Source organism: Streptomyces chengmaiensis (assembly GCF_029846775.1).
Taxonomy (GTDB): Bacteria; Actinomycetota; Actinomycetes; order Streptomycetales; family Streptomycetaceae; genus Streptomyces; species Streptomyces chengmaiensis.
In genome coordinates, this window is the sequence record NZ_JARWBG010000021.1 from 88914 (window position 1) to 109793 (window position 20880).

20 protein-coding genes are annotated in these 20880 nt (G+C 71.0%); 10 read left to right on the top strand and 10 right to left on the bottom strand.

What is annotated here, in order from left to right; translation table 11 throughout:
* Positions 1 to 47: 47 nt before the first annotated feature.
* Positions 48 to 1640: an FAD-dependent monooxygenase gene (locus QCN29_RS18995; protein WP_279929485.1), complete on the bottom strand. Its 1593-nt coding sequence runs from the start codon at positions 1638 to 1640 to the stop codon at positions 48 to 50.
* A 40-nt stretch (positions 1641 to 1680) separates the two neighbouring features.
* Complete coding sequence (locus QCN29_RS19000) at positions 1681 to 2700, bottom strand: methyltransferase (protein WP_279929488.1); 1020 nt, start codon at positions 2698 to 2700, stop codon at positions 1681 to 1683.
* Positions 2701 to 2855: 155 nt separating this feature from the next.
* Here QCN29_RS19000 and QCN29_RS19005 point away from each other — a divergent pair, with 155 nt between their 5' ends.
* From QCN29_RS19005 to QCN29_RS19015, 3 genes are all read left to right on the top strand, one after another.
* Complete coding sequence (locus QCN29_RS19005; protein WP_279929489.1) at positions 2856 to 3245, top strand: DUF4326 domain-containing protein; 390 nt, start codon at positions 2856 to 2858, stop codon at positions 3243 to 3245.
* A gap of 86 nt (positions 3246 to 3331) precedes the next feature.
* Positions 3332 to 4954, top strand: a complete 1623-nt coding sequence (locus QCN29_RS19010) for an FAD-dependent monooxygenase (protein WP_279929490.1) — start codon at positions 3332 to 3334, stop codon at positions 4952 to 4954.
* Positions 4955 to 4967: 13 nt separating this feature from the next.
* Entirely contained in the window at positions 4968 to 5999 is a 1032-nt protein-coding gene (locus QCN29_RS19015) for a methyltransferase (RefSeq protein ID WP_279929492.1), read from the top strand.
* A 19-nt stretch (positions 6000 to 6018) separates the two neighbouring features.
* Here QCN29_RS19015 and QCN29_RS19020 read toward each other — a convergent pair whose 3' ends face one another.
* Positions 6019 to 6480 (bottom strand): MarR family winged helix-turn-helix transcriptional regulator, encoded by a 462-nt coding sequence (locus tag QCN29_RS19020; protein ID WP_279929493.1) that lies wholly within the window; start codon positions 6478 to 6480, stop codon positions 6019 to 6021.
* A gap of 115 nt (positions 6481 to 6595) precedes the next feature.
* Here QCN29_RS19020 and QCN29_RS19025 point away from each other — a divergent pair, with 115 nt between their 5' ends.
* Both QCN29_RS19025 and QCN29_RS19030 read left to right on the top strand, forming a co-directional pair.
* Complete coding sequence (locus QCN29_RS19025) at positions 6596 to 7096, top strand: hypothetical protein (RefSeq protein WP_279929494.1); 501 nt, start codon at positions 6596 to 6598, stop codon at positions 7094 to 7096.
* Between the two features lie 93 nt (positions 7097 to 7189).
* Complete coding sequence (locus tag QCN29_RS19030) at positions 7190 to 8503, top strand: cation:proton antiporter (RefSeq protein ID WP_279929495.1); 1314 nt, start codon at positions 7190 to 7192, stop codon at positions 8501 to 8503.
* A gap of 250 nt (positions 8504 to 8753) precedes the next feature.
* On the opposite strand, the gene QCN29_RS19035 is transcribed toward QCN29_RS19030, so the two are convergent.
* The 7 genes from QCN29_RS19035 to QCN29_RS19065 form a co-directional block, all read right to left on the bottom strand.
* A complete protein-coding gene (locus QCN29_RS19035) occupies positions 8754 to 8981 on the bottom strand; it encodes a ferredoxin (protein ID WP_240135283.1) in 228 nt (75 codons plus the stop codon).
* A gap of 13 nt (positions 8982 to 8994) precedes the next feature.
* Positions 8995 to 10197 (bottom strand): cytochrome P450, encoded by a 1203-nt coding sequence (locus tag QCN29_RS19040; RefSeq protein WP_279929496.1) that lies wholly within the window; start codon positions 10195 to 10197, stop codon positions 8995 to 8997.
* Between the two features lie 46 nt (positions 10198 to 10243).
* Positions 10244 to 10912, bottom strand: coding sequence for a TenA family protein (locus QCN29_RS19045; RefSeq protein WP_279929497.1), 669 nt, complete (start codon positions 10910 to 10912; stop codon positions 10244 to 10246).
* A gap of 87 nt (positions 10913 to 10999) precedes the next feature.
* Entirely contained in the window at positions 11000 to 12847 is a 1848-nt protein-coding gene (asnB, locus tag QCN29_RS19050) for an asparagine synthase (glutamine-hydrolyzing) (RefSeq protein WP_279929498.1), read from the bottom strand.
* Entirely contained in the window at positions 12835 to 14022 is a 1188-nt protein-coding gene (locus QCN29_RS19055; protein WP_279929499.1) for a nucleotide disphospho-sugar-binding domain-containing protein, read from the bottom strand. Before QCN29_RS19055 ends, asnB begins: the two co-directional genes overlap by 13 nt.
* Before the next feature lie 195 nt (positions 14023 to 14217).
* Complete coding sequence (locus QCN29_RS19060) at positions 14218 to 15807, bottom strand: multicopper oxidase family protein (protein ID WP_279929500.1); 1590 nt, start codon at positions 15805 to 15807, stop codon at positions 14218 to 14220.
* A 14-nt stretch (positions 15808 to 15821) separates the two neighbouring features.
* The gene (locus tag QCN29_RS19065) at positions 15822 to 16313 is read right to left on the bottom strand and encodes a hypothetical protein (protein WP_279929501.1); all 492 of its coding nucleotides are present in this window, start codon (positions 16311 to 16313) and stop codon (positions 15822 to 15824) included.
* 145 nt (positions 16314 to 16458) lie between these two features.
* On the opposite strand from QCN29_RS19065, the gene QCN29_RS19070 reads away from it, so the two are divergent.
* From QCN29_RS19070 to QCN29_RS19090, 5 genes are all read left to right on the top strand, one after another.
* Positions 16459 to 17733, top strand: coding sequence for an NAD(P)-binding domain-containing protein (locus tag QCN29_RS19070; protein WP_279929502.1), 1275 nt, complete (start codon positions 16459 to 16461; stop codon positions 17731 to 17733).
* A complete protein-coding gene (locus tag QCN29_RS19075; RefSeq protein ID WP_279929503.1) occupies positions 17730 to 18170 on the top strand; it encodes an SCP2 sterol-binding domain-containing protein in 441 nt (146 codons plus the stop codon). Before QCN29_RS19070 ends, QCN29_RS19075 begins: the two co-directional genes overlap by 4 nt.
* Before the next feature lie 258 nt (positions 18171 to 18428).
* The gene (gene metK / locus QCN29_RS19080; RefSeq protein WP_279929504.1) at positions 18429 to 19655 is read left to right on the top strand and encodes a methionine adenosyltransferase; all 1227 of its coding nucleotides are present in this window, start codon (positions 18429 to 18431) and stop codon (positions 19653 to 19655) included.
* 59 nt (positions 19656 to 19714) lie between these two features.
* A complete protein-coding gene (locus QCN29_RS19085) occupies positions 19715 to 20698 on the top strand; it encodes a carbohydrate kinase family protein (RefSeq protein WP_279929506.1) in 984 nt (327 codons plus the stop codon).
* The coding region (locus QCN29_RS19090; protein ID WP_279929507.1) for a homocysteine S-methyltransferase family protein at positions 20695 to 20880 on the top strand (186 nt) is incomplete at its 3' end. The genes QCN29_RS19085 and QCN29_RS19090, both read left to right, overlap by 4 nt.

Genomic DNA, 20880 nt, shown 5'->3' on the forward strand with positions numbered 1-20880 from the left:
ACGCCCGCGGAGGGCGCCCGGGCCCCTGCCCGTGCCATGACGCGGTGTCAGGCCGCACGGGACAGCAGGGCCTTCACCGCCGCCGTGAGGTCCGCCTTCGGGTCGGCGGACGCTCCCGCGGAACGCCAGGCGACGAAGCCGTCGGGACGGATGAGCGCCGCGCCGTCGGACTCGAGGCCGTACGCCTTGGCGAAGGCGTCGCCCGCGTACTCGGCGTCCGGGCCGCCGATGCGGTGGGCGCGCAGCGTGACCCCCAGCTCCTCGGCGACGGCCGCGGCCGCGGCCGCCCACGCCTGGCCGCCCGCGGGGGTGACCACGACCGGGGCGCGTCCGTACAGGTCGAGCACGGAGACCGTCTTGCCGGAGTGCTCCAGCTCCACATGCGGGGCGCGGGTGCCCGGCTCGCCGCTCAGATGCTGCGGGGGGACCGGCGGGCCGTCGCTGTAGCGGTAGCCGAAGACCGTGGTCCCGTACGCCTCCGCGGCGTCCTGGCCGTCCGCCTCGTCGCCGGTGCGCTCCTGCATCATGCCCAGCGCCTGCTGAAGCGTCATCCAGGCCACCGGGTGCCGCTCGGCCTGGTAGGTGTCGAGCAGTTCCTCGCCCGCCTCGCCGTCCAGCACCGCGGCCAGCTTCCAGGCCAGGTTCGAGGCGTCCTGGATGCCCAGGCTTGCGCCGAACCCTCCGGTCGGCGGCACCAGATGGGCCGCGTCGCCGACCAGGAACACCCGGCCCCTGCGGTACTCGCGGGCCACCTGCGCGCCGATGACAAAGCTCAGCCACTGCGCCCCGCCGGCCGGCAGCTGCGGAATGATCCCGACCTCCAGCTCGGGTTCGCCGATGGCGGCCCGCACCAGCCCGACGGCCTTCTCCTCGGTCATGTCGTCGAGCGACTCGCCCGGCGGCATGCCGGTGGCGAAGATCCACCTCCGCTGCCCGTCGTGCGCGAACAGGATCGTGGACGGCGCGGGCTTGTCGAGATAGCAGACGCCGACCGGACGCCCCCTGGCCGCCTTCGACAGATCGGCCTCGAACAGCACGGACACGGTCGTGGCGAACTCGCCCGGCCCGTCCGCCTCGATGCCGAGCGTGGAGCGGATCGGACTGCGGCTGCCGTCCGCCGCCACCAGGTACTTGGCGCGCACGGTGCGCTCCGCGCCGGTGACGGTGTCCTTCAGCAACGCGACGACCCCGTTGTCGTCCTGCTCGAAGGAGACCAGCTCGGTGGAGAACGCCAGCTCGGCGCCCAGCTCCCCGGCCCGCTCGCGCAGCAGATGCTCCAGCCGGTCCTGGTCGATCGGGGCCCACTCGCACGGGCTGACCGAACCGCTGGGGTCGGGCTGGTCGGTCGGGCCGCTGAAGATCTCCGGGCCCGCCAGGGTCTCGGCGCGGATCATCAGCAGCTTGCTGAAGTCCGTGGCCAGCGACGCCTCGGACCATACCCGGCCCTCCAGACCCACCTGGCGGTACAACTCGACGGTACGCGGGTTGACGCCGCGCGAACGCGGATGGCTCAGGGTGTCCGGATGGCGCTCCACCACCAGTGAGCGCACCCCGTGCCAGCCGAGGAACACCGCCGTCGACAGCCCGGTCACCGCCCCTCCGACGACGAGGACCGGAACCTCCTGATCGGTCGTGCTCATAAAGCGGAATCCTTTCCTCGAAAGTCGTCCGGGGAGGCGGTCAGGCGGCCTTGCGGCAGATGACGACCGTGTCGTAGTCACTGAGCGGGGCGACCTCGGTGGAGGCAAAGCCGGCCTTCTTCGCGTGCTCCAGCAGCTCGGAGGTCGGGTACTCGGAGCCGCCGTCGGTGACCAGCAGCATGTCGAGGCTGATGACCAGGTTCTCCACGTGGTCGGGCTCGTCGTCCAGCATCCGGTCGTAGACGATCAGCGCGCCGCCGGGGTTGACCGCGTCGAACGCCTTGGCGACCAGCTCGCCGCGCTGCTCGCGGTCCCAGTCGTGCAGCACATGGCCCATCGTCACCACGTCCGCCTTCACCGGCAGCGGTTCGGTGAAGAAGCTGCCGCCGTGGAAGTGGACCTTCCCGGTCAGTCCGTAGCTCTCCACGTGCTCGTCGAACAGCGGCTCCATGGGCGGCAGGTCGAAGACATGGCCCTCCAGATGCGGCTGGTTCCTCACGATGATCGAGCAGAGGTTGCCGCGCGCGCCGCCGACGTCCAGCACGGACTTCGAGTTCGACCAGTCGAACTTGCCGACCAGCTCCGGCCCGACCACATGCGTCAGCGCGTCCATCATATGGACGAACTGCTTGAGGATGTGCGGGTTCTTGACGACCTCGTCGAAGTGCGATCCCGACTGCTGCTCACCGGTGCGCAGCGCCTCGCCGAGCCGCCCCCAGGCCGGGTACAGATTGCGGTTGGAGCGCTCCAGGAACCCGCCGACCCAGGTGCGCTCGCCGCGCACCAGATAGGTGTCCGCGCCCGGGGCGTTGCGGAACCGCCCGCCGTCCGCGCGCTCCAGCAGTCCGAGCGCCGTCAGCAGATTGAGCCAGTCGCCCAGGCCCCGCCCGTGCAGTTTCAGCTCGGTGCGGATCTCCTCCTCGGTGGCAGGGCCCTTCTTGTGCAGAGTGGTGAACAGATCCAGTTCCACTGCCGTGAGCAGCGCCTTGGCGTCGCAGAACGCGTTGCTCAGCCGGATGATTCCGGCCGGCGTGCTGACATCCGGGCTGGTGTGCGTCATGCGCAGGACTCCTTCCGACACGGCGCATGGCCTGGTGCCAGGCCGCTGGCCGGAGAATCCACGGCGCGGGTTGAGGTCGCCTAGAGGGGTGCTGGTGACGGGCGGCGGCCTGCACTCGCGTTGCCGCGCTCGCTCCCGCGCGCGAGCATCCGTACATGGGCCGCACCACCACCGTCGTCAACCTCAAGGGCCACCGCGACGACCCCGCGTACGCCGACGTGGTCTACGTCGGCCGCGCCATGCACCGCGGCGGCTGGCACCTCGACGCTTCCCCGCTGGCCTGCCCGTACCGCCCCGGCCCCGACGGCACCCGCGACGAGGTCGTGGCCCTCTACCGCGCCCACCTCCTCGCCCGCCCCGACCTCCTCGCCCTGCTGCCCGCCCTTCGCGGCCGGCGGCTGGGGTGCTGGTGCGCGCCGCTGCGCTGTCATGCGGAGGTGATCGCGGAGCTTGCGGACAATCCTCCGGCCCCGCCGGTGACCGAGGCGCGGGGGTCCGGGGGCGGGGCCCCCGGAGAAACAGCGCCGCCCCCGCCGCAGCTGTAGCCGCTTTCAAGTCGCCGGGGCTACCCATCAGGGGTGCCGTGGACGGAGTCCCCGGCGGAAGCCCAGCTTGCCCAGAGGGGATATGCATGTATGACGTGAAGATCCCGGTGCTGATCGTCGGCGGTGGTCCCGTCGGCCTGTCCACTGCGCTGTTCAGCGGCCGGCGAGGCGTGCGCACGATGCTCCTGGAGAAGAGGGACAGCACCTCCATGCTCCCCCGCGCCCCGGGTCTGCAGGCCCGCACGATGGAGCTGTTCCGCGCGGCGGGGCTCGGCAAGGACATCCGTGCGCTTGAGATGGGCGACTCCCACGCCTACTTCGAGGGCGGCATCATCAAGGTCGAGACGTTCTCGGACATCGACGACGCGGAGCTGCTGGAGGCGCCGTCCCTGGACGGCGAGACGGTCAGCCCGGAGCGGGTGATGGGCTGCGGCCAGGACCGGTACGAGAAGGTGCTGGTGGCCAAGGCCAAGGAGTTCGGCGCCGACGTGCGCTTCAACACCAAGCTGATCTCGTTCGAGCAGGACGCGGACGGCGTCACGGCGGTCGCCGAGGACGGAGGGACCGGCGAGCGCCTGACCATCCGCGCCGACTACCTGGTGGGCGCGGACGGCGCGGGCAGCCGCATCCGTGAGGCGCTCGGCGTCCAGCGGGTCGGCCGCGGCACGGTGTTCAACGCGCTCTCGATCTACTTCCGCGCGCCGGAGCTGGAGACGCTGCTGAAGGACGCCAAGTTCATCCTCTGCTACGCCTCCGCGGGCGGCACCCTGATGGGGCTGTCGCGGCTGCACGGCTGCGACCCGTGGCTGGCCGCACCGATCTACTACCCGGAGAAGGGCGAGAAGCCCGAGGACTACACGGACGAGCGGTGCGTCGAGATCGTGCGCCGTGCGGCCGGCAAGGACATCGACGTCGAGATCATGGCGAAGGTGCCGTGGCAGGGCGCCCAGCTGGTGTCCGAGACGTTCCGCGCGGGCCGGGTGTTCCTGGCGGGCGACGCGGCGCACGTCCACCCGCCGGCCGGCGGCTTCGGCGCGAACACCGGCATCCACGACGCGCACAACCTGTCCTGGAAGCTGGCCGCGGTGCAGCACGGCTGGGGCACGGACGCGCTGCTGGACACCTATGACGCGGAGCGGCGTCCGCTGGGCACCGCGATGTCGGAGCAGGCGCTGGTGCGCAACCGCATCCGCCACGGGTACGCCACCGAGCAGGACCGCGCGGACTTCGTCGACGACGTCATCATCACCCTCGGCTACCGCTACCGCTCGACGTCGGTCGTCGGCGCGGAGGGCGCGAAGGTGCTGACCCCGGACCTGGAGCTGACCGGCGAGCCCGGCACCCGCGCCCCCCACGTCTGGCTCAGGAGGGGAGACGAGACGATCTCCACGATCGATCTGTTCTGGGACTCCTTCGTGCTGCTGACCGGCCCGGAGGGCGGGGAGTGGGCGAAGGCGGCCGTGCCGATCGCGGAGAAGCTGGGCGTTCCGCTGCGTACGCATGTCATCGGAGCGGGCGGGGAACTGCAGCCGGTCGACCGGGACTGGGCCGAGGTGTACGGCGTCGGCAGCGGCGGTGCGGTGCTGGTGCGGCCCGACGCGTTCGTGTCCTGGCGCTCCGCGGAGGCCGGCGACGACCCGCACGGTGCGCTGGCGGATGTGATCGCCCGCGCATCGGGGGCCGAGACCGCCGCCGTGCCGGCGCCGTGAGGGGGCGCGGACGATGACGGCGCACGCATCCGAAGAAGCCGTCCACCCGGGCCTGGTGCTGGCCCAGGCGATGGCCTTCCAGCCGGCCCGGCTGGTCCTGACCGGCATCGAGATCGGGCTGTTCTCGGCGCTGGCCGAGCAGCCCGACACCGAGGCCGGGATCAGGCGGCGGCTCGGTCTGCACACCCGCGGCACGGACCACTTCCTGGCCGCGCTCGTCGAACTCGGTTTCCTGGAGCGCTCGGCGAAAGGGGTCTTCGCCGACTCGCGCGTGGCGCGGCGGTTCCTGGTGCCCGGTGACGACGCCTATCTGGGCGGCTTCCTCAAGGTCGCCGGCCAGGTGATGTACCCGGCGTGGGACAGGCTCGGGGAGGCGCTGCGCACCGGGGCCCCGCAGGCGGCCACTTACACCGGCGAGGACATGTTCTCAGAGCTGTACGAGAGCGACGAGAAGAAGGACGGGCTGGTCGGCATGGCGGAGGACGCCAGCCGGCCGCTCATCCCGGCGCTCGCCGAGTCCTTCGACTGGGCGAAGCGCTCCTCGGTGCTGGAGCTCGGCGGCTGCCGGGGGAATGTGCTGGCGGGCCTGGTGAAGGCGCATCCGCATCTCGACGCGCGCGTCTTTGACCTGCCGCAGCTGGAGGGCGACTTCACCTCCCATATGTCGGCGATCGGAATGACGGACCGGGTCCGCTACCACGGCGGTGACTTCTTCGCCGATCCGCTGCCGCAGGCCGATGTGCTGATGATCGGTCATGCGCTGGTGGACTGGAACGACGAGCAGCGCCGGCAGCTGGTGAGGAACACGTTCGCGGCGGTGCGCCCCGGCGGGGCGTTCCTGGTCTGGGACCCGGTGATCGTCGAGGACGACGAGAGCTATCTGCGCAATCTGATCCGCAGCCTGAACCTGCAGCTGATGACGCCGCACGGCAAGGGCTACCGCTTCGAGCAGTGCGCCGAGTGGATGCGGGAGGCCGGCTACGCCGACGTCACCCGCACCTCGCTCGGCCACGATGTGACCCTGGTGATCGCCCACAAGGAGTAGGGGGCGGGGGGCTGCCCGGTCACCGCCGGATGCGTTCCGTGTGCCGCTCCTGGAGTTCTCTGCTGGTGCGGAAGAAGTCCAGGAGCAGCGCGAGCTCGTCGAGGCTGTAGCGGGCGACCTGTCGGAAGCCGTCCTGCGCGAGCGGTCCGAAGATCTCCTCGGCGGCCTTGACGGCCTTGTCGGTGGGCCGGACGACGGACCGCCGGCGGTCGGCGGGGTCGGGGGAGCGGGTGATGTACCCGAGCCTGTCCAGCCGGTCGAGCAGGGCTGTGACACTGCCCGTGGTGAGATTCAGCGCCGCACCCAGTTCGCTGGGTGCGGCGCTTTCGCGCTGCATGAGGACGTCCAGGCAGTGCAGGTCGGTGCGGTTGACGCCGAGACGTTCCGCGGCCGCGTAGTCAAAGGAGTCGACGGCTGTCTGGAGCGCGCGGATCTCGGCGGCGAGCTCCCGCTGAAGATTTTCCCGGTTATCGCTTGACATCCAAGTAACTCGACCTTCAAGATAAATGTATCGGATAGCTTGACGTTCAAGCTAGATGATTCTCAAGAGAAGTCAAGATCGGGTCGTTGCCCGGGTTCCCGGAAGGAACACTGCGATGAACACCCAGACATTCGACAAGGCCCCACACGAGACCGAGCGGGTCGAGGCGTTCTACACCAACGTCAAGCGGCTGGGCCACTGGACCGACGCCCGCACGATCGACGTGACCGCGCGCCGCGGCTCCGTCCAGCTGGACCTGAGGTCCGCACAGATCCCCGAGGGCGACATCGAGGTGCGGATCACCGGCGAGCGCTCCATCCTCAAGCTCCTCGTCCCCGACGGCGCCGTCGTCGACGAGCGGGAGCTGGCGTACGAGGGCCGCAGCGAGGTCAAGGACGCCCAGCGGCACTCCGCCTCGGGGGGCAGGCGGCTGAAGCTGACCGGAGTCCTCAAGCGGAGCGAGGTCCGCATCGTGCGCGGCGGCGTGGCGACGCTGACGGCCATGTTCTCCCGCGAGTTCGTCGAGGACTGCCGCACCGCGCACCGCAACGGCACCCTGCCGACCGTGCACGCTCCCGAGAGCGTCCGCGAGGGAACCCCGAGGGAGGCGGACTGATCCCTCAACACTCCTTTGAGCAGGCCCCCTTAGCTTTGCGACAGCGCCGCCGGGTCCTCCGGCGCCTGGCGCGCGGCTCAAGGGGGCAGTCATATGACGGCACATCAGATCGAGTCCCTCTTCATCGGACTCGCCGCCATCCTGGTCCTCGGCCGCGTCCTCGGCGCGGCCGCCCGCCGTCTCGGCCAGCCGCCCGTGGTGGGGGAGTTCCTCGCCGGCCTGCTCGTCGGCCCCACGCTCTTCGGCGGGGCCGTCGCCGACTTCCTCTTCCCGGCCGACATCCGCCCGTTGCTCACCGCGCTGGCCCATCTGGGGCTTGCGCTGTTCATGTTCGTCATCGGCTACGAACTCGACCTCGCACTGCTGCGCGGCAAGGAGCGCATCGCGGCCAGCGTCTCGCTCTGCTCCGTGCTGCTCCCGTTCGGCCTCGGGGCTCTGCTCGCGGTCTATCTGAGCCGCTCCCACCCGACCGACAACCGCACCGGTTTCATCCTCTTCCTGGGTGCGGCCATGTCCGTCACGGCGTTCCCCGTGCTCGCCCGCATCCTGGCGGACAGCGGTCTGGGCAGAACCCGCGTCGGGGGCATCGCCCTCGCCAGTGCGGCCGTCGACGACATCGTGGCCTGGTCGCTGCTCGCGGTCGTCGTCACGGTCTCGGGCGGCGGCGCCCAGTGGACCACACTCCTCGCCCCCGTCTACCTCGCGGTGATGTTCCTGGTGGTCCGGCCGGGCCTGCGCCGCCTCTTCGACGAACGCCGCGGCCGCGGCCAGATCACCGCGGACCGGCTGATCGTGGTCCTGGGCGGCCTGATGCTGTCGTGCTGGGCTGCGGAATGGCTCGGCGTCCACTTCGTCTTCGGCGCGTTCCTCTTCGGCGTGGTGATGCCCCGGACCACCTCCGAGCGGGTCCGCGCCCAGGTCGTCGACCGCTTCGAGTACCTCAGCAGGCTGCTTCTGCTGCCGGCGTTCTTCGTGGTCGCCGGCCTCCAGGTCGACCTCTCCCGAACCGACCTCCGCGCCCTCGGCGAGCTGGCACTCGTCCTCCTGGCCGCCATCTCCGGCAAGTTCCTCGGCGCCTACGCGGCATCCCGCGCCAACCGCGTCCCTCCCCTGCAGAGCGCGGTCCTCGCCACCCTGATGAACACCCGCGGCCTCACCGAGATCGTGATCCTCACCGTCGGCCTCCAACTCGGCGTCCTCACCCCGGACCTGTACGCCCTGATGGTCGTCATGGCGCTGATCACCACGGCCATGACAGGCCCCCTCCTCCACCTTCTGAAGCGCCGCGCGGGCGGCGCCCAGGCCCTGGGCTCGTACGCCGACGGCCCTCCTGCGCGGCCCCCGGCCGACGACCCCGCCCCCGCCCGCACGGCTCCCCGGGCGACGACGCGGCGACAAGCGCCATAAGCATGCGAGGGGGTTGGACCGCTCCCCGGGCTCTCGGCCTCGAGCGCCCCGGAGCAGAGCAGCCGCCCCGACGGCGCATCGCACCCGGACCCCGGCAACGGCGTTCCCGAACCGGGCCGCACGCCCCGCATCCGGGCGGCAGCCGCTGCGCGGCCCTCCCCGCAGCCTTCACCGGGTGCGGGGAACCCCGCTGACGCAACGAGGCGGCGCCCCGGATCGATGATCCGGGGCGCCGCCTCCTGCGGGACGCTCACGCCGGGGCCGTCGGCGACGCCGGAGCCCCTTCGTCCTCATGGACCTGGATCGACTTCGTCGGGCAGCCGCGGGCCGCGCGGCGGATCTCCTCGTGGAGTTCGGCCGCAGGGCGCTCCTCGAGGATGCGGACCAGGCCGTCCTCGTCCTGGTCGAAGACCCCCGGCACCCGGTAGACGCACAGGCTGCTGACCGCGCAGGTCTCGGAGTTGGCCGTCACTCGCATGGCGTCACCCTCCTCACCACTCGACGGGGATCTCGGTGAAGCCCTCCATGAAGCCGCCCAGGGCGCGCGGCAGCTCCTCCGCCTTCGCGGCGAGACGGATGTCCGGGAAGCGGCGCAGCAGGGTCTCGGTGGCGACCTGGAGCTCCATCCGGGCCAGCGCCGCGCCCACGCAGTAGTGCAGGCCCGCGCCGAAGGTCATGTGGTGGTTCTCCTTGCGGCGGATGTCCAGCTCGAAGGGGCACTCGAAGACCTCGGGGTCCACGTTCGCGCCCTCCTCGGAGAGCAGGACGCTGGTGCCCTTCTTGATGACGGAACCGTCGGAGAGCGGGATGTCGTCGATCGCGTACCGCATGGTGCCCACCGACGAACCCATGATCTGGGTGCGCAGCAGCTCCTCCACCGCCGACGGCACCAGCGACCAGTCGGCCTGGATCTCGCGCACCAGGTCCCGGCGGTGCAGCAGCACCGCGGTGCCCGTGCCGATCTGGCTGGCGGTGGTGACATAGCCGGCGATCAGCAGGCCCTGCGTCCAGAAGTGCAGCTCGTGCTCGTTCAGCCGGCTGTCGTCCTCGTCGTCCCGTACCCGGATCAGCTCGCTGACCAGGTCGTCGCCCGGGTTCTCCCGCTTGGACTCGATCAGGTCGCCCAGATACTTCCACAGGTTCTGGCGGCACTCGCCGACCTTCTCCGGAGGCAGCTTCGTCACCGACAGGAAGCCGTCGACATAGCCGCGGAACCGGTCCCGGTCCTCCGCAGGCACGCCCAGCAGCTTGCAGATCACCTTGATGGGCAGCGGGAAGGCGAACGCCTCGTTCAGCTCGGCCGGCTGCGGGCCCGCCGCCATCTCGTCCAGCAGCTCGTCGGCGACCTGCTGGACGTACGGGCGCAGCGCCTCGATGCGGCGCGCCGTGAACGCCTTGGTGACCAGGGACCGCACCCGGGTGTGCTCCGGCGGGTCCGGGTCGATGTTCGGGTCCATGAACAGGTCGTTGTCCTTGGAGATCCGCGCGCAGTCGGGGCGTGCGATGTTGCGGGAGAGCCGCTTGTCGGCGAAGAGCGCGCGCACGTCCTTGTAGCGGGTCACGAGCAGTGCGACGTCCCCGCTTGGCAGCGTCACCTCCATCGCGGACGAGTCGTGTACATGGCGGAGTGCCTCGGGGACCTGCATGGGCGGGGTCCACGCGAACGGATACCTGGGCGGGGTCTGGGTGCTCACAGCAGTCCCTTCCGGTCAATGGTGTGCGAAAAGAGTTCTCGTGATGTCAGAAGGGCCAGCTCGGTCGGGACCACGCCGCCTCGGCGAAGGCCCACTCGTACCGCGTGCTGACGCTGAAGTGCTTGACGAGCTCGGCGCGCTCCGCGTCGCCGAGCTCCTTGCCGAGCCGGTCGGCGGCGCCCAGGAAGGCCTTCACGGCATAGCCGTAGCCCTCGCCCGGGTGGTACACCTCGATCCAGCGCGCATAGCGTGAACCGGGCGTGTGCCGCTTCAGCAGATCGTCGGACACCTGGTGGTTGAACCAGACCATCGGCAGCAGGGCGCCGAAGCCGGCCGCGAACGAGCGGGCGCTCGCCGCCTGGAAGAAGGCGCAGTGCGCATGGGTCGCCGGGTCCGGCATGCCGTCCGGGCCGAGCTCCGGCGCGCCCAGTTCCCCGCACAGCTCCCCGTACGCCTCGCGCAGCCGGTCCCGTGCCTCCAGGGTTCCGGTGATCGACCGGCCCAGCAGCGCCATATAGTCGTCGGTGCGCGCCGCCGCCGCGGTGCGGGCCAGCGCCCGGGCGTAGAACGGCAGCAGATACGCCGTGTCCTGACGTACGAAGTGCGCCAGCGACTCCGGCGGCAGTGAGCCGTCCCGCAGCCCGCTCCAGAAAGGATGCGCCTTCACCTTCTCCAGGGCCGGCGCCGCGAGCTCCTTGAGCTCCTCCTGCAGCATGGAAAGTCCCTTCTCAGATGTCTCTCGGAGGTCTCGGAGGTCTCAGACGCCTTGGGCGTCTTGGACGACCCGGATGTTCCGGACGTCTCAGAGGTCCAGGCGTACGCGGTAGTGGCGCAGCCAGGCGTCCAGTTGCAGCACCATCTCCACGTTCCGCCGCTCGCCCCACCCGTCCACGGCGATCGGCCGGTCCTCCGCCGCCAGCTGAGCGCACGCCGGGCCGTCCAGCAGCGGCCGCACCGGGCTCGACGCATCGGCGACCACCGCGTTGAAGCGCGCCCGCAGCACCTCGCCGTAGCGCGGATCCTGGGTGATGGGGAAGGGGCTCTTGCGGCGCTGTGTGACCGACGCCGGCAGCAGATCGGCGACCGCGGAGCGCAGCACGCTCTTCTCCCGGCCGTCCGCCGTCTTCATGCCCCACGGGATGTTGTAGACGTACTCCACCAGCCGGTGGTCGCAGTAGGGCACCCGTAGTTCCAGGCCCACCGCCATCGACAGCCGGTCGTCGCGGGACAGCAGCAGCGGCAGCCAGCGCGACAGATGGGCGTGGCCCACGACCCGCATGGTGTGCTCGTGGTCGGACTCGCCCGCCACCCGCGGCACTTCGGCGACGGTCTCCGCGTAGCGCTGCGCCGAATAGCCTGGCACATCGACCTTCTTCAGGAATCCGGGGTCCAGCAGTCCGGTGCTCATGCCGTGCGGGGCGACCCGCAGACCCATGGTCACCCATGGGAAGTTCGCCGTGTCGACGAGCGTCGGGTCGCGGAACGACTGGTAGCCGCCGAAGAGTTCATCCGCGACCTCGCCCATCAGGGCCACGGTCGAGCGCTGTCGCACAGCCCGCAGCAGCAGATACAGGGAGCGGTCCATGTCGGGGATGGGCCGGGGCAGATCCTGGGCGCGCAGCGCGGCCGCGTCCACGACCGGGTCGGCGAGGTCCGCGGTGCGCAGCACCACCGGTTCATGGTCGGCGCCCACATGGCGGGCGACCTCCGCGGCGTAGGGGGCGTCCGGGTCCTCGTGCCAGAAGTCCTTGCGGAAGCGTTCCGTGTGCCCCTCGAAGTCGACGGCGAAGGTCTTCGGCCGCTCCTTCGCCGACATGGCCGCGAAGGCCGCGATGGCACTGGAGTCGACCCCGCCCGACAGCAGGGTGCACAGCGGGACGTCGGAGACGAGATGCCCGGCCACCGACTCCTTGAGCAGTCCCCGCACCGTGTCCACGGTGGTCGCCAGATCGTCCTCGTGCGGCCGGTTCGGCAGCTCCCAGTAGCGGGACTCGACCACGGCCGATCCGTCCCGCACGACGGCCACATGGCCCGCCGGCACCTCCCTCATGCCCCGGTACACCGCATGGCCGGGGGTGGCGATGTACGCCAGCAGCTCCGCCATGCCCTCCTCGTCGACGACGCACTCCACCGACGGATGCGCCAGCAGCGCCTTGGGCTCGGAGCCGAAGACGATCCCCCGGCCGGCCTTCGCGTAGTACAGCGGCTTGATGCCCAGCCGGTCCCGGAACATCACCAGCTTCCGGGCGCGCGGATCCCACACGGCGCAGGCGAACATGCCGTCCAGGTGCTCGGCGCACCGCTCGCCCCACTCCAGATAGGCGCGCAGGACCACCTCGGTGTCCCCGGAGGTGCGGAAGCGGTGGCCGCGGCCCTCCAACTCGGCCCGGACCCGGCGGAAGTTGTAGATCTCGCCGTTGTGGACCAGGACGGCGAGGGTGCGGCCGCCCTCCTCTGCGACCATCGGCTGCGGGCTGCCCGCCACATCGATGACGGCCAGTCTGCGGTGCCCGAGGACCGCTCGGTCGTCGGCCCAGACGGCCTCGTCGTCCGGGCCGCGGTTGGCGAGCGTGGCCACCATGGCCCGTACGGTGGAGGCCTCTTCGGCCAGCCCCCGCTCGAAGTCGACCCATCCCGCTATGCCGCACATGCGACCACCCTCGACTCGATCTCGGCGACCAGCCCCGCCGGGGCGGGCAGGCTGAGCATCTGTTCCCGCAGCTTCACCGCGGCCGCCCGGCAGACGTCGCCGGTCAGCAGCTTCTCCGTCTCGGCGCGCAGCCGTTCGTCCGTGGCCTCGTCGCGGGTGAGGACCTCGCCCGCGCCGGTGGCCACCACCCGGCCCGAGTGGCCGAGATGATCCGGCAGCTGCGGCACGAGGAGCAGCGGCACCCCGGCCCGCAGCGAGGTCAGCACGGTGCCCGCGCCGCCGTGCGCCACCACCAGGGAGGCGTCGTCGACCAGCAGATGCAGCGGAGTGTCCTCGACGACCTTCACCAGCCCGGCGGACTCGCCGGGCAGCTCGCCGAGCAGAGCGCGCTGCCCCTTGGCCACGGCGAGGACGACTTCGAGTCCCGGCCGGGCGATCGCGCGGGCGACCTGCCCGGCCAGGAACCGCTCCGGCGACAGCCGTGCCATGGTGTGACCCCAGGTCACGACCACACGCTGCACACCGGACCCCGGCGGGCCGAGCGGGGGATGAGGCGGCCCGCCGGGGCCGTTGAAGGGGACGTACCGCATGGCCAGCCGCGGATGGTCCACCGGCACCTGGAAGTCGTCAGGACAGGGGTCGACGGTCAGCGCGCCGAACGGATCGAACGCGTCGACGCCGTTGCGCTCCGCCAGCGGCGCCAGCACCTGCGGCAGCAGGGCGCGGGCGCGCGCCATCAGGTCCGTCCCGTACAGCAGCCGCACCGCCGGAACGCCCGCGGCCGCGGCCGCCACCGGACCGGCCAACGCGGTCGGCTCGAAGACGACGGCGTCGGCGCGCCAGTCCCGCGCCAGCCGCGCCAGATCGTCCGTCATGGAGTCGGCGTGGGCGTAGAACATCTGCATCGCCCGCGGTCCCTTGCCGCTGCGCGGCGTCCGGCCGGCGCCGTCCGCGGGGCCGTTCTCGCTCGGCAGGACATAGCCGCGCACCAGGCCCACGGCGTCGACGTCCGCGCCGACCGAGACGCCCGGCAGTCCGGTGCTCGCGGTCAGGCCGGCGAGCTCCGGCTGGCTCGCGACCAGCACGTCATGGCCCGCGGCCCGGAAAGCCCACGCCAGCGGCACCATCGCATACAGGTGCGACGGCCAGGCCCAGGTCGTGAACAGTACGCGCATGCTCGCCCCAACCCCTCTCGGTGCACGTGTGAGTGCCGCTGAGACGGTGGCGCAGCCGCCTATCGGTCTGGTCGCGGATGGCTGGAAACCGGCCGGACCGACGGCGGCGGACCGTTCGAGAAGCAGCTCCAGAAGCAGCTCCAAGAGCTGTCCCGACAGCTGCTCGGGCAGCTGTCGACGGGTTGCTCAAGGCACTCAGACCACCTGGAAGTTCGCCATCATGGCCATGTCCTCGTGCTCCAGGTTGTGGCAGTGGAACATATAGCGGCCGCGATGCCCGGAGAACCGGGCCAGCACATCCACCACCTCGTACGGCCGCACGTCCACGGTGTCCTTCCAGCCGCCGTCCGTGGGCAGCACATCGCCCCCGCTGCGGGCCAGCACCTGGAAGTGGGCCAGATGCAGATGCACGGGGTGGTGGAAGTCGCTGGTGAACCGCCAGCGCTCCACGGTCCCCAGGCGCGGCCGCGCCAGGAACTCATCGGAGCGGAACGGCTTCTTGTTCACCGTCCACACCTTCATCCCCTCCACCTGCGTCTGCCGGAAGTCGAACTGCCGCTCGGCGACGGCCGCCGAGGCGGCCAGCGGCTCCACATCGGCGAGCTTCCGCGGCACCCGGCTGTCGTCCTTCGCCGCACGGGCCACCCGGAACCGCATCACCCGGCGTGTGGAGCCCTCGCCGATCCGGTTGACCAGCGTGACGGTCGTGCCGACCGGATACCGGGAGAAGTCGATCACCACGTCATAGCGCTCTGCCGGTGAGATCGGCAGCTCGTCATGCGAGCGGGGCGCGGCCAGCAGCCCGGCATCGCTGCCCACCTGTGTGAACGACGCCCCCTCGCGCGGCCCCGGCTCCAGCGCGAGCCGGTAGCGGCGGGCGTTGGAGGCGTTGAGCAGCCGGAAGCGGTAGCGGGCCGCCGCGACCTCGAGCTCCGGCCAGGGCGCGCCGTTGACCAACACCACATCGCCCGTCACCCCCTCCATATAGGCGTCTTCGACGCCCGGCTCCCCGGTGAGCGAGGGGTCCAGCGACGGATAGCGCAGCGCCCCGTCCTCGTCGAACGCCCGGTCGCAGATCATCAGCGGGATGTCCCGCTCGCCGGACGGCAGCCCGAGCGCCTCCTCCTCGTCGTCATGGACGAGGAACATCCCGGCGAGGCCCCGCCACACCTGCGGTGCGCTGAAGTCCATCCGGTGGTCGTGGTACCAGAGCGTCGCGGCGGGCTGGTCGAGCGGATACACATAGTCCTTGGCGAGCCGGGTCACCGTCCAGTCGTCCGGGGCGACGTGCATCACGCCTTCGTGACCGCCGCCGTGCCCTGGTCCGCCGGGGTTGTGCCGGTACCCCTTCGGCGCCACCAGATCCGTCGGATAGCCGTCGGACGCAGGGGCCTGGATGCCGCCGTGCAGATGCGTCGAGGTCGGCGCCGGCAGCTCGTTGCGGACGTTCACCACGATCTGCCGGCCCGAACGGGCTGCGATCGTCGTGCCGGGAAACGTTCCGTCGTACCCCCACACCTCGGTCTTCAGCCCCGGCAGGATCTCCGCCTCGGCGACCCGCTGCACCAGCTCATAGCGGTCCACGCCGCCCGCCGTCCGCACGGGCACCGCCGTACGCGGGATCGGCAGCGGCGTCCCGTACGGCTTCGGGAGCCTGGCCGCGCTGGTCAGCAGCTCGCCCGAGACCTCGCGGTCCAGGCTGCCGCAGCCCGCCACCCCGGTTGCGGCGGCGGCTCCGCCGAGCGAGACCGCGCCCGCGAGGCCCAGGAACCGCCGGCGTCGCATCGGCGCACCGGCGTTCATCGGCGGCCGCCGCGGGGCGTGAAGGACCAGAACACCAGCGCGGTCGCGCCCGCTGTCAGGGCCACACCGAGCGGGATGTGCAGAGCCAGGGAGCGGGAGTAGCCGAAGCCGCTCTGCGTCTGCACCAGAAACGCGATCAGCACGGTGACGGGCATCGGCCACCACGGGCCACGCCCCGGACGCCAGAGCAGCACCGCGGATACGACCATCAGCCAGCTCAGAAAGGTGAGGGTGTGCGAATTGACCTCGTGCAGCGCCAGCAGATCCACATCACCCGTGATGAACATCCCGGCCAGCACCGGCTGCACCAGCGTCAGCAGCAGAAACGCGGTCACCAGGCAGCGCATCACGATCAGCGGCCAGCGCCGGACCCTGCGCGCCGCGGGGCGTCCGGCGTCCGCGCCGAACTGCGCGGACAAGGGGGCCGTCCGCCCCGAGGCGGCGGCGGCCGGGGAGTCCGCCGAGCGGACATCCGGTGTGTGGCTCATGAGGAACCTCTCCCAATCGTCGACCCCCACGACCCTGACAGCGGCGACTCGAGCAGAACTTGAGCGATGGAACCGTTCCTCGATCCGGCATCGAGCGGCAGCGGAGACGTTGGGAAGGCATCCCTACGCCATGGAGGCTTCACCGATGGCCGAGACCCCGCTCTTCCGCGTGATCCTGCGGATGGAAATCCAGCCCGGCACACAGGACGACTTCGAACGCACCTGGTGGGAGGTGGGCTCCGCCATCGCCCGGCAGCCCGCCAACCGGGGCCAGACGCTGACGCGCGCGACGGAGAGCGGGGGCGGCGCACCCGTCTACTACGTCGTCACCGACTGGACGGACGAGGAGTCGTTCCGGGCCTTCGAGCTGAGCGAGGCCCACGTCGGGCACCGCCGGCGGCTCGGCCGCTACCGCACCGGCGGCGAGATGACCACCACTCAGGTGGTGTACGAGATCCCCCCGGCCGCCGCCGCACCCGAAGTCCCCGCAGCCCGAGGCGCCGCCGCCGAAGGCACCGCCGAAGAACGCCCCGCCCTGGCCTTCATCGGACTGGGCAACATGGGCGGCGGCATGGCCCACCGCCTGCTCGACTCCGGCCGCCGGCTCACCGTCCACAACCGGACCGCCGCAAAGGCCCGTCCGCTCGTCGAGGCCGGCGCCGTCCTGGCCGACAGCCCCGCCGACGCGGCCCGCGGACACTCCGTCGTGCTGCTCAGCCTCAGCGACGAAGCCGCCGTGGACGAGGTGCTGTTCCGGCAGATCGTCCCTGTGCTGGCGCCGGGCGGCATCGTCGTCGACACCTCCACCGTCTCACCGGAGTACGCGCGCAAGGCCGCCGCACGGCTGGCCGACGCCGGTCTCCGCCGCGTCGAGGCCTGCGTCGTCGGCAACCCCTTCCAGGCCCGCGAGGGCAAGCTCCGCGTGTACACCAGCGGCTCCGAGCAGGATGTCGCCGAGGTCGCGGACATCCTCGACGCGATCGGGTCCGAGGTGCTCCACCTCGGCGAGCCCGGCACCGCCGCCACCCTCAAACTCATCTTCAATCTGCTGCTCGGCGCCCAGGTGGCCTCGCTCTCCGAGGCCGTCGCCTACGGCATACGGGCGGGGCTGGACCGCGACCGGCTGCTGTCGGCGATCGCCGAGAGCGGCTTCAGCTCGATCGTGATGCGGTTCCGCGCCGAACTGATGCGCAAGGGCAGCTACGAACCCGCCTTCTTCCGGTCGACGCTGATGGAGAAGGACCTGCGCCTCGCCATCGACGACGCGTCCGGCGCGGGCGTCGCACTGCCCGTCCTGGACACCGTAAAGGCCGGGTTCGCCGCCGTCGTCGCGGCCGGCGACGGCGACAAGGACGCCTCGGTGCTCATCGAGCACACCACGTCCGCCGCCGCGCAGGCGGTGCAGGGAGCCGCCTCATGACTCCGCACGCCCCGGACGCCCGCCACCATCGGCTGAAAGTACTCGCCGAGGCGGGCGCGGTGGCCCGCGCGGGCCGTGCCCCGTCCGACGACGTCGACCGGCTGCTGGAGCTCGTCTTCGAGTGGTTCCGGTCCTGCTTCCGCCCGGAGCGAGCCCACGGCCGCTCCGGCATCTTCCGGTACGCGGTCAACACCCCGCTCGGGGTCCGCCACCGCTTCATCGCCGTCGACGCGGGCGTCTGCACCGCGGCGGCTTCCTCCGACCGGCCGGCCGACGCCACGATCGGCGTGGACCTCGACGATCTGATCGCCCTCGCGGTCGGCGAACTCAAGGGCACCGACGCCTTCGTCAACGGACGGTTGAAGATCTCGGGCGACGTGTTCTTCGCCATGAACTGGATCGAGTGGTTCGGCTCGCGGAGCACCGCGCGCGACTGAGCGCTCAGCAGGAAGCGTCGCGACCGGCCGTCGGGAGTGCGCGGCACGTAGTGGCAGGTCGCGCAGTTTCCCGTGCCCCCGTGGGGCTGCCGAACCGCGTCGGATTCTCCGGGCCCGCAAAGAGCGCTCGAAGCGTTACGAACCGCCCCGGGCCGGGGCCGCGCGCTGTTTAGCCGGCTTTGAGCCCCCCTGCAGCCGCCGCGCGCAGGCTGCCCGAAAGCACTGTCCGGCACACCCTGCGCCGCACTTGGAGGTTCCGTGTCCCTACGACTGTTCACCTCGGAGTCCGTGACCGAGGGTCACCCCGACAAGATCGCCGACCAGATCAGCGATGCGGTCCTCGACGCGCTGCTGGCGCAGGACCCCGCTTCGCGGGTGGCCGTGGAGACCCTGATCACCACGGGTCAGGTCCATGTGGCCGGAGAGGTCACGACCCAGGGCTATGCCGAGATCCAGAGCCTGGTCCGCGAGACCGTGCTGAAGATCGGCTACGACTCCTCCTCCAAAGGCTTCGACGGCGCGTCCTGCGGCGTCTCGGTCTCCATCGGCGCCCAGTCGCCGGACATCGCCCAGGGTGTCGACACGGCGTACGAGTCCCGGGTCGTGGGCGTCGCAGCAGGCGAGGAAGCCGACGAGCTGGACAAGCAGGGCGCCGGCGACCAGGGCCTGATGTTCGGCTACGCGTGCGACGAGACGCCCGAGCTGATGCCGCTGCCCATCACCCTCGCGCACCGGCTCTCCGCCCGACTCGCGGAAGTGCGCAAGAACGGCACCGTTCCCTATCTGCGCCCGGACGGCAAGACCCAGGTCACCATCGCCTACGACGGGGACCGCGCCGTCGAACTCGACACGGTCGTCGTCTCCTCGCAGCACGCTCCCGGCATCGACCTGGACTCGCTGCTCATCCCCGACATCCGCGACTGCGTCGTGCAGCCCGTGCTGCACCGGCTCGCCGAGGACGGGGTGAAGCTGCGCACCGAAGGCTACCGGCTGCTGGTGAACCCGACGGGCCGGTTCGAGATCGGCGGTCCGATGGGCGACGCGGGTCTGACCGGCCGGAAGATCATCATTGACACGTACGGCGGGATGGCGCGGCACGGCGGTGGCGCGTTCTCCGGCAAGGACCCGTCCAAGGTGGACCGTTCCGCGGCGTACGCGATGCGCTGGGTCGCCAAGAACGTCGTCGCGGCCGGGCTCGCGGCCCGCTGCGAGGTCCAGGTGGCGTATGCGATCGGCAAGGCCGAGCCCGTCGGCCTGTTCGTCGAGACCTTCGGCACCGAGACCGTGCCCGTCACACACATCCAGGCCGCCATCTCCCAGGTCTTCGACCTGCGTCCGGCCGCCATCATCCGCGACCTGGAGCTGCTGCGGCCCATCTACGCGCAGACGGCCGCCTACGGCCACTTCGGCCGTGAGCTGCCCGACTTCACCTGGGAGTCCACCGACCGGGCGGAGAAGCTGCGCCAGGCGGCGACGACCGTCTGACCGCGGCGCCCGCCCATGTACCGACCACCGCAGAACCACGGAACCAAGGAGCAGTGACCGTGCGCATAGCCGTAACTGGTTCGATTGCTACGGACCACCTCATGGTCTTCCCCGGCCGGTTCGCCGAGCAGTTCATCGAGGGCAGCCTCGACAAGGTCTCGCTCTCCTTCCTCGTCGAGGAACTGGAGATCCGGCGCGGCGGCGTCGCAGCGAACATCGCCTTCGGACTCGGACGGCTGGGTCTTGGCCCGTATCTGGTCGGAGCGGTGGGCACGGACTTCGCGGACTACCAGGTCTGGCTCAAGGAGAACGGCGTCGACACGGACTCGGTCCGCGTCAGCGAATCGCTGCACACAGCGCGGTTCGTCTGCACCTCCGATGCCGACCACAACCAGATCGGCTCCTTCTACACCGGGGCCATGAGCGAAGCACGACACATCGAGCTCCGGCCCGTGCATGAGCGGGCCGGCGGCCTCGACCTGGTGGTGATCTCCCCGAACGACCCGGAAGCCATGCTCAACCACACCCGCGAATGCACGGCCCTCGGTGTGCCGTTTGGGGCCGACCCCTCTCAGCAGCTCGCCCGGATGGGCCGCGAGGAGGTGCGCGCACTGCTCGACCACCCCGCGTACCTCTTCACCAACGAGTACGAGAGCGTCCTCATCCAGGAGCGGACCGGCTGGACGGAACAGCAGATCCTCGGCCGGGTCGGCGCCTGGGTCACCACGCGGGGCGCGGACGGCGTACGAGTGGAGCGCGCCGGACTGCACACCGTAGACGTCCCCGCGGTACCCCCGCACGGCACGATCGAGCCGACGGGCGCCGGGGACGCCTTCCGGGCGGGCTTCCTCGCCGCCACCGCCTGGGAACTCGGCCTGGAACGGGCCGCCCAACTGGGCAGCGCGCTGGCCACCACGGTCCTGGAGACCACGGGCACCCAGCCCGACGAAGTGCGCGGCGGCGATCTGCTGACCCGTGTGCGCGGCGCCTACGGTGACCAGGCGGCCGACGAACTGGCCCCGTTCATGGCGGTGACGACATGAACGCGGGACGGATCGCGGCGCTGCGCGAGGCGTTGGCTTCGCGTGTGGTGGTGGCTGATGGTGCGATGGGCACGATGTTGCAGGCGCAGGATCCGTCGCTGGAGGATTTCCAGGGGCTTGAGGGCTGTAATGAGATCTTGAATGTGACGCGGCCGGACATTGTGCGGTCGGTGCATGAGGAG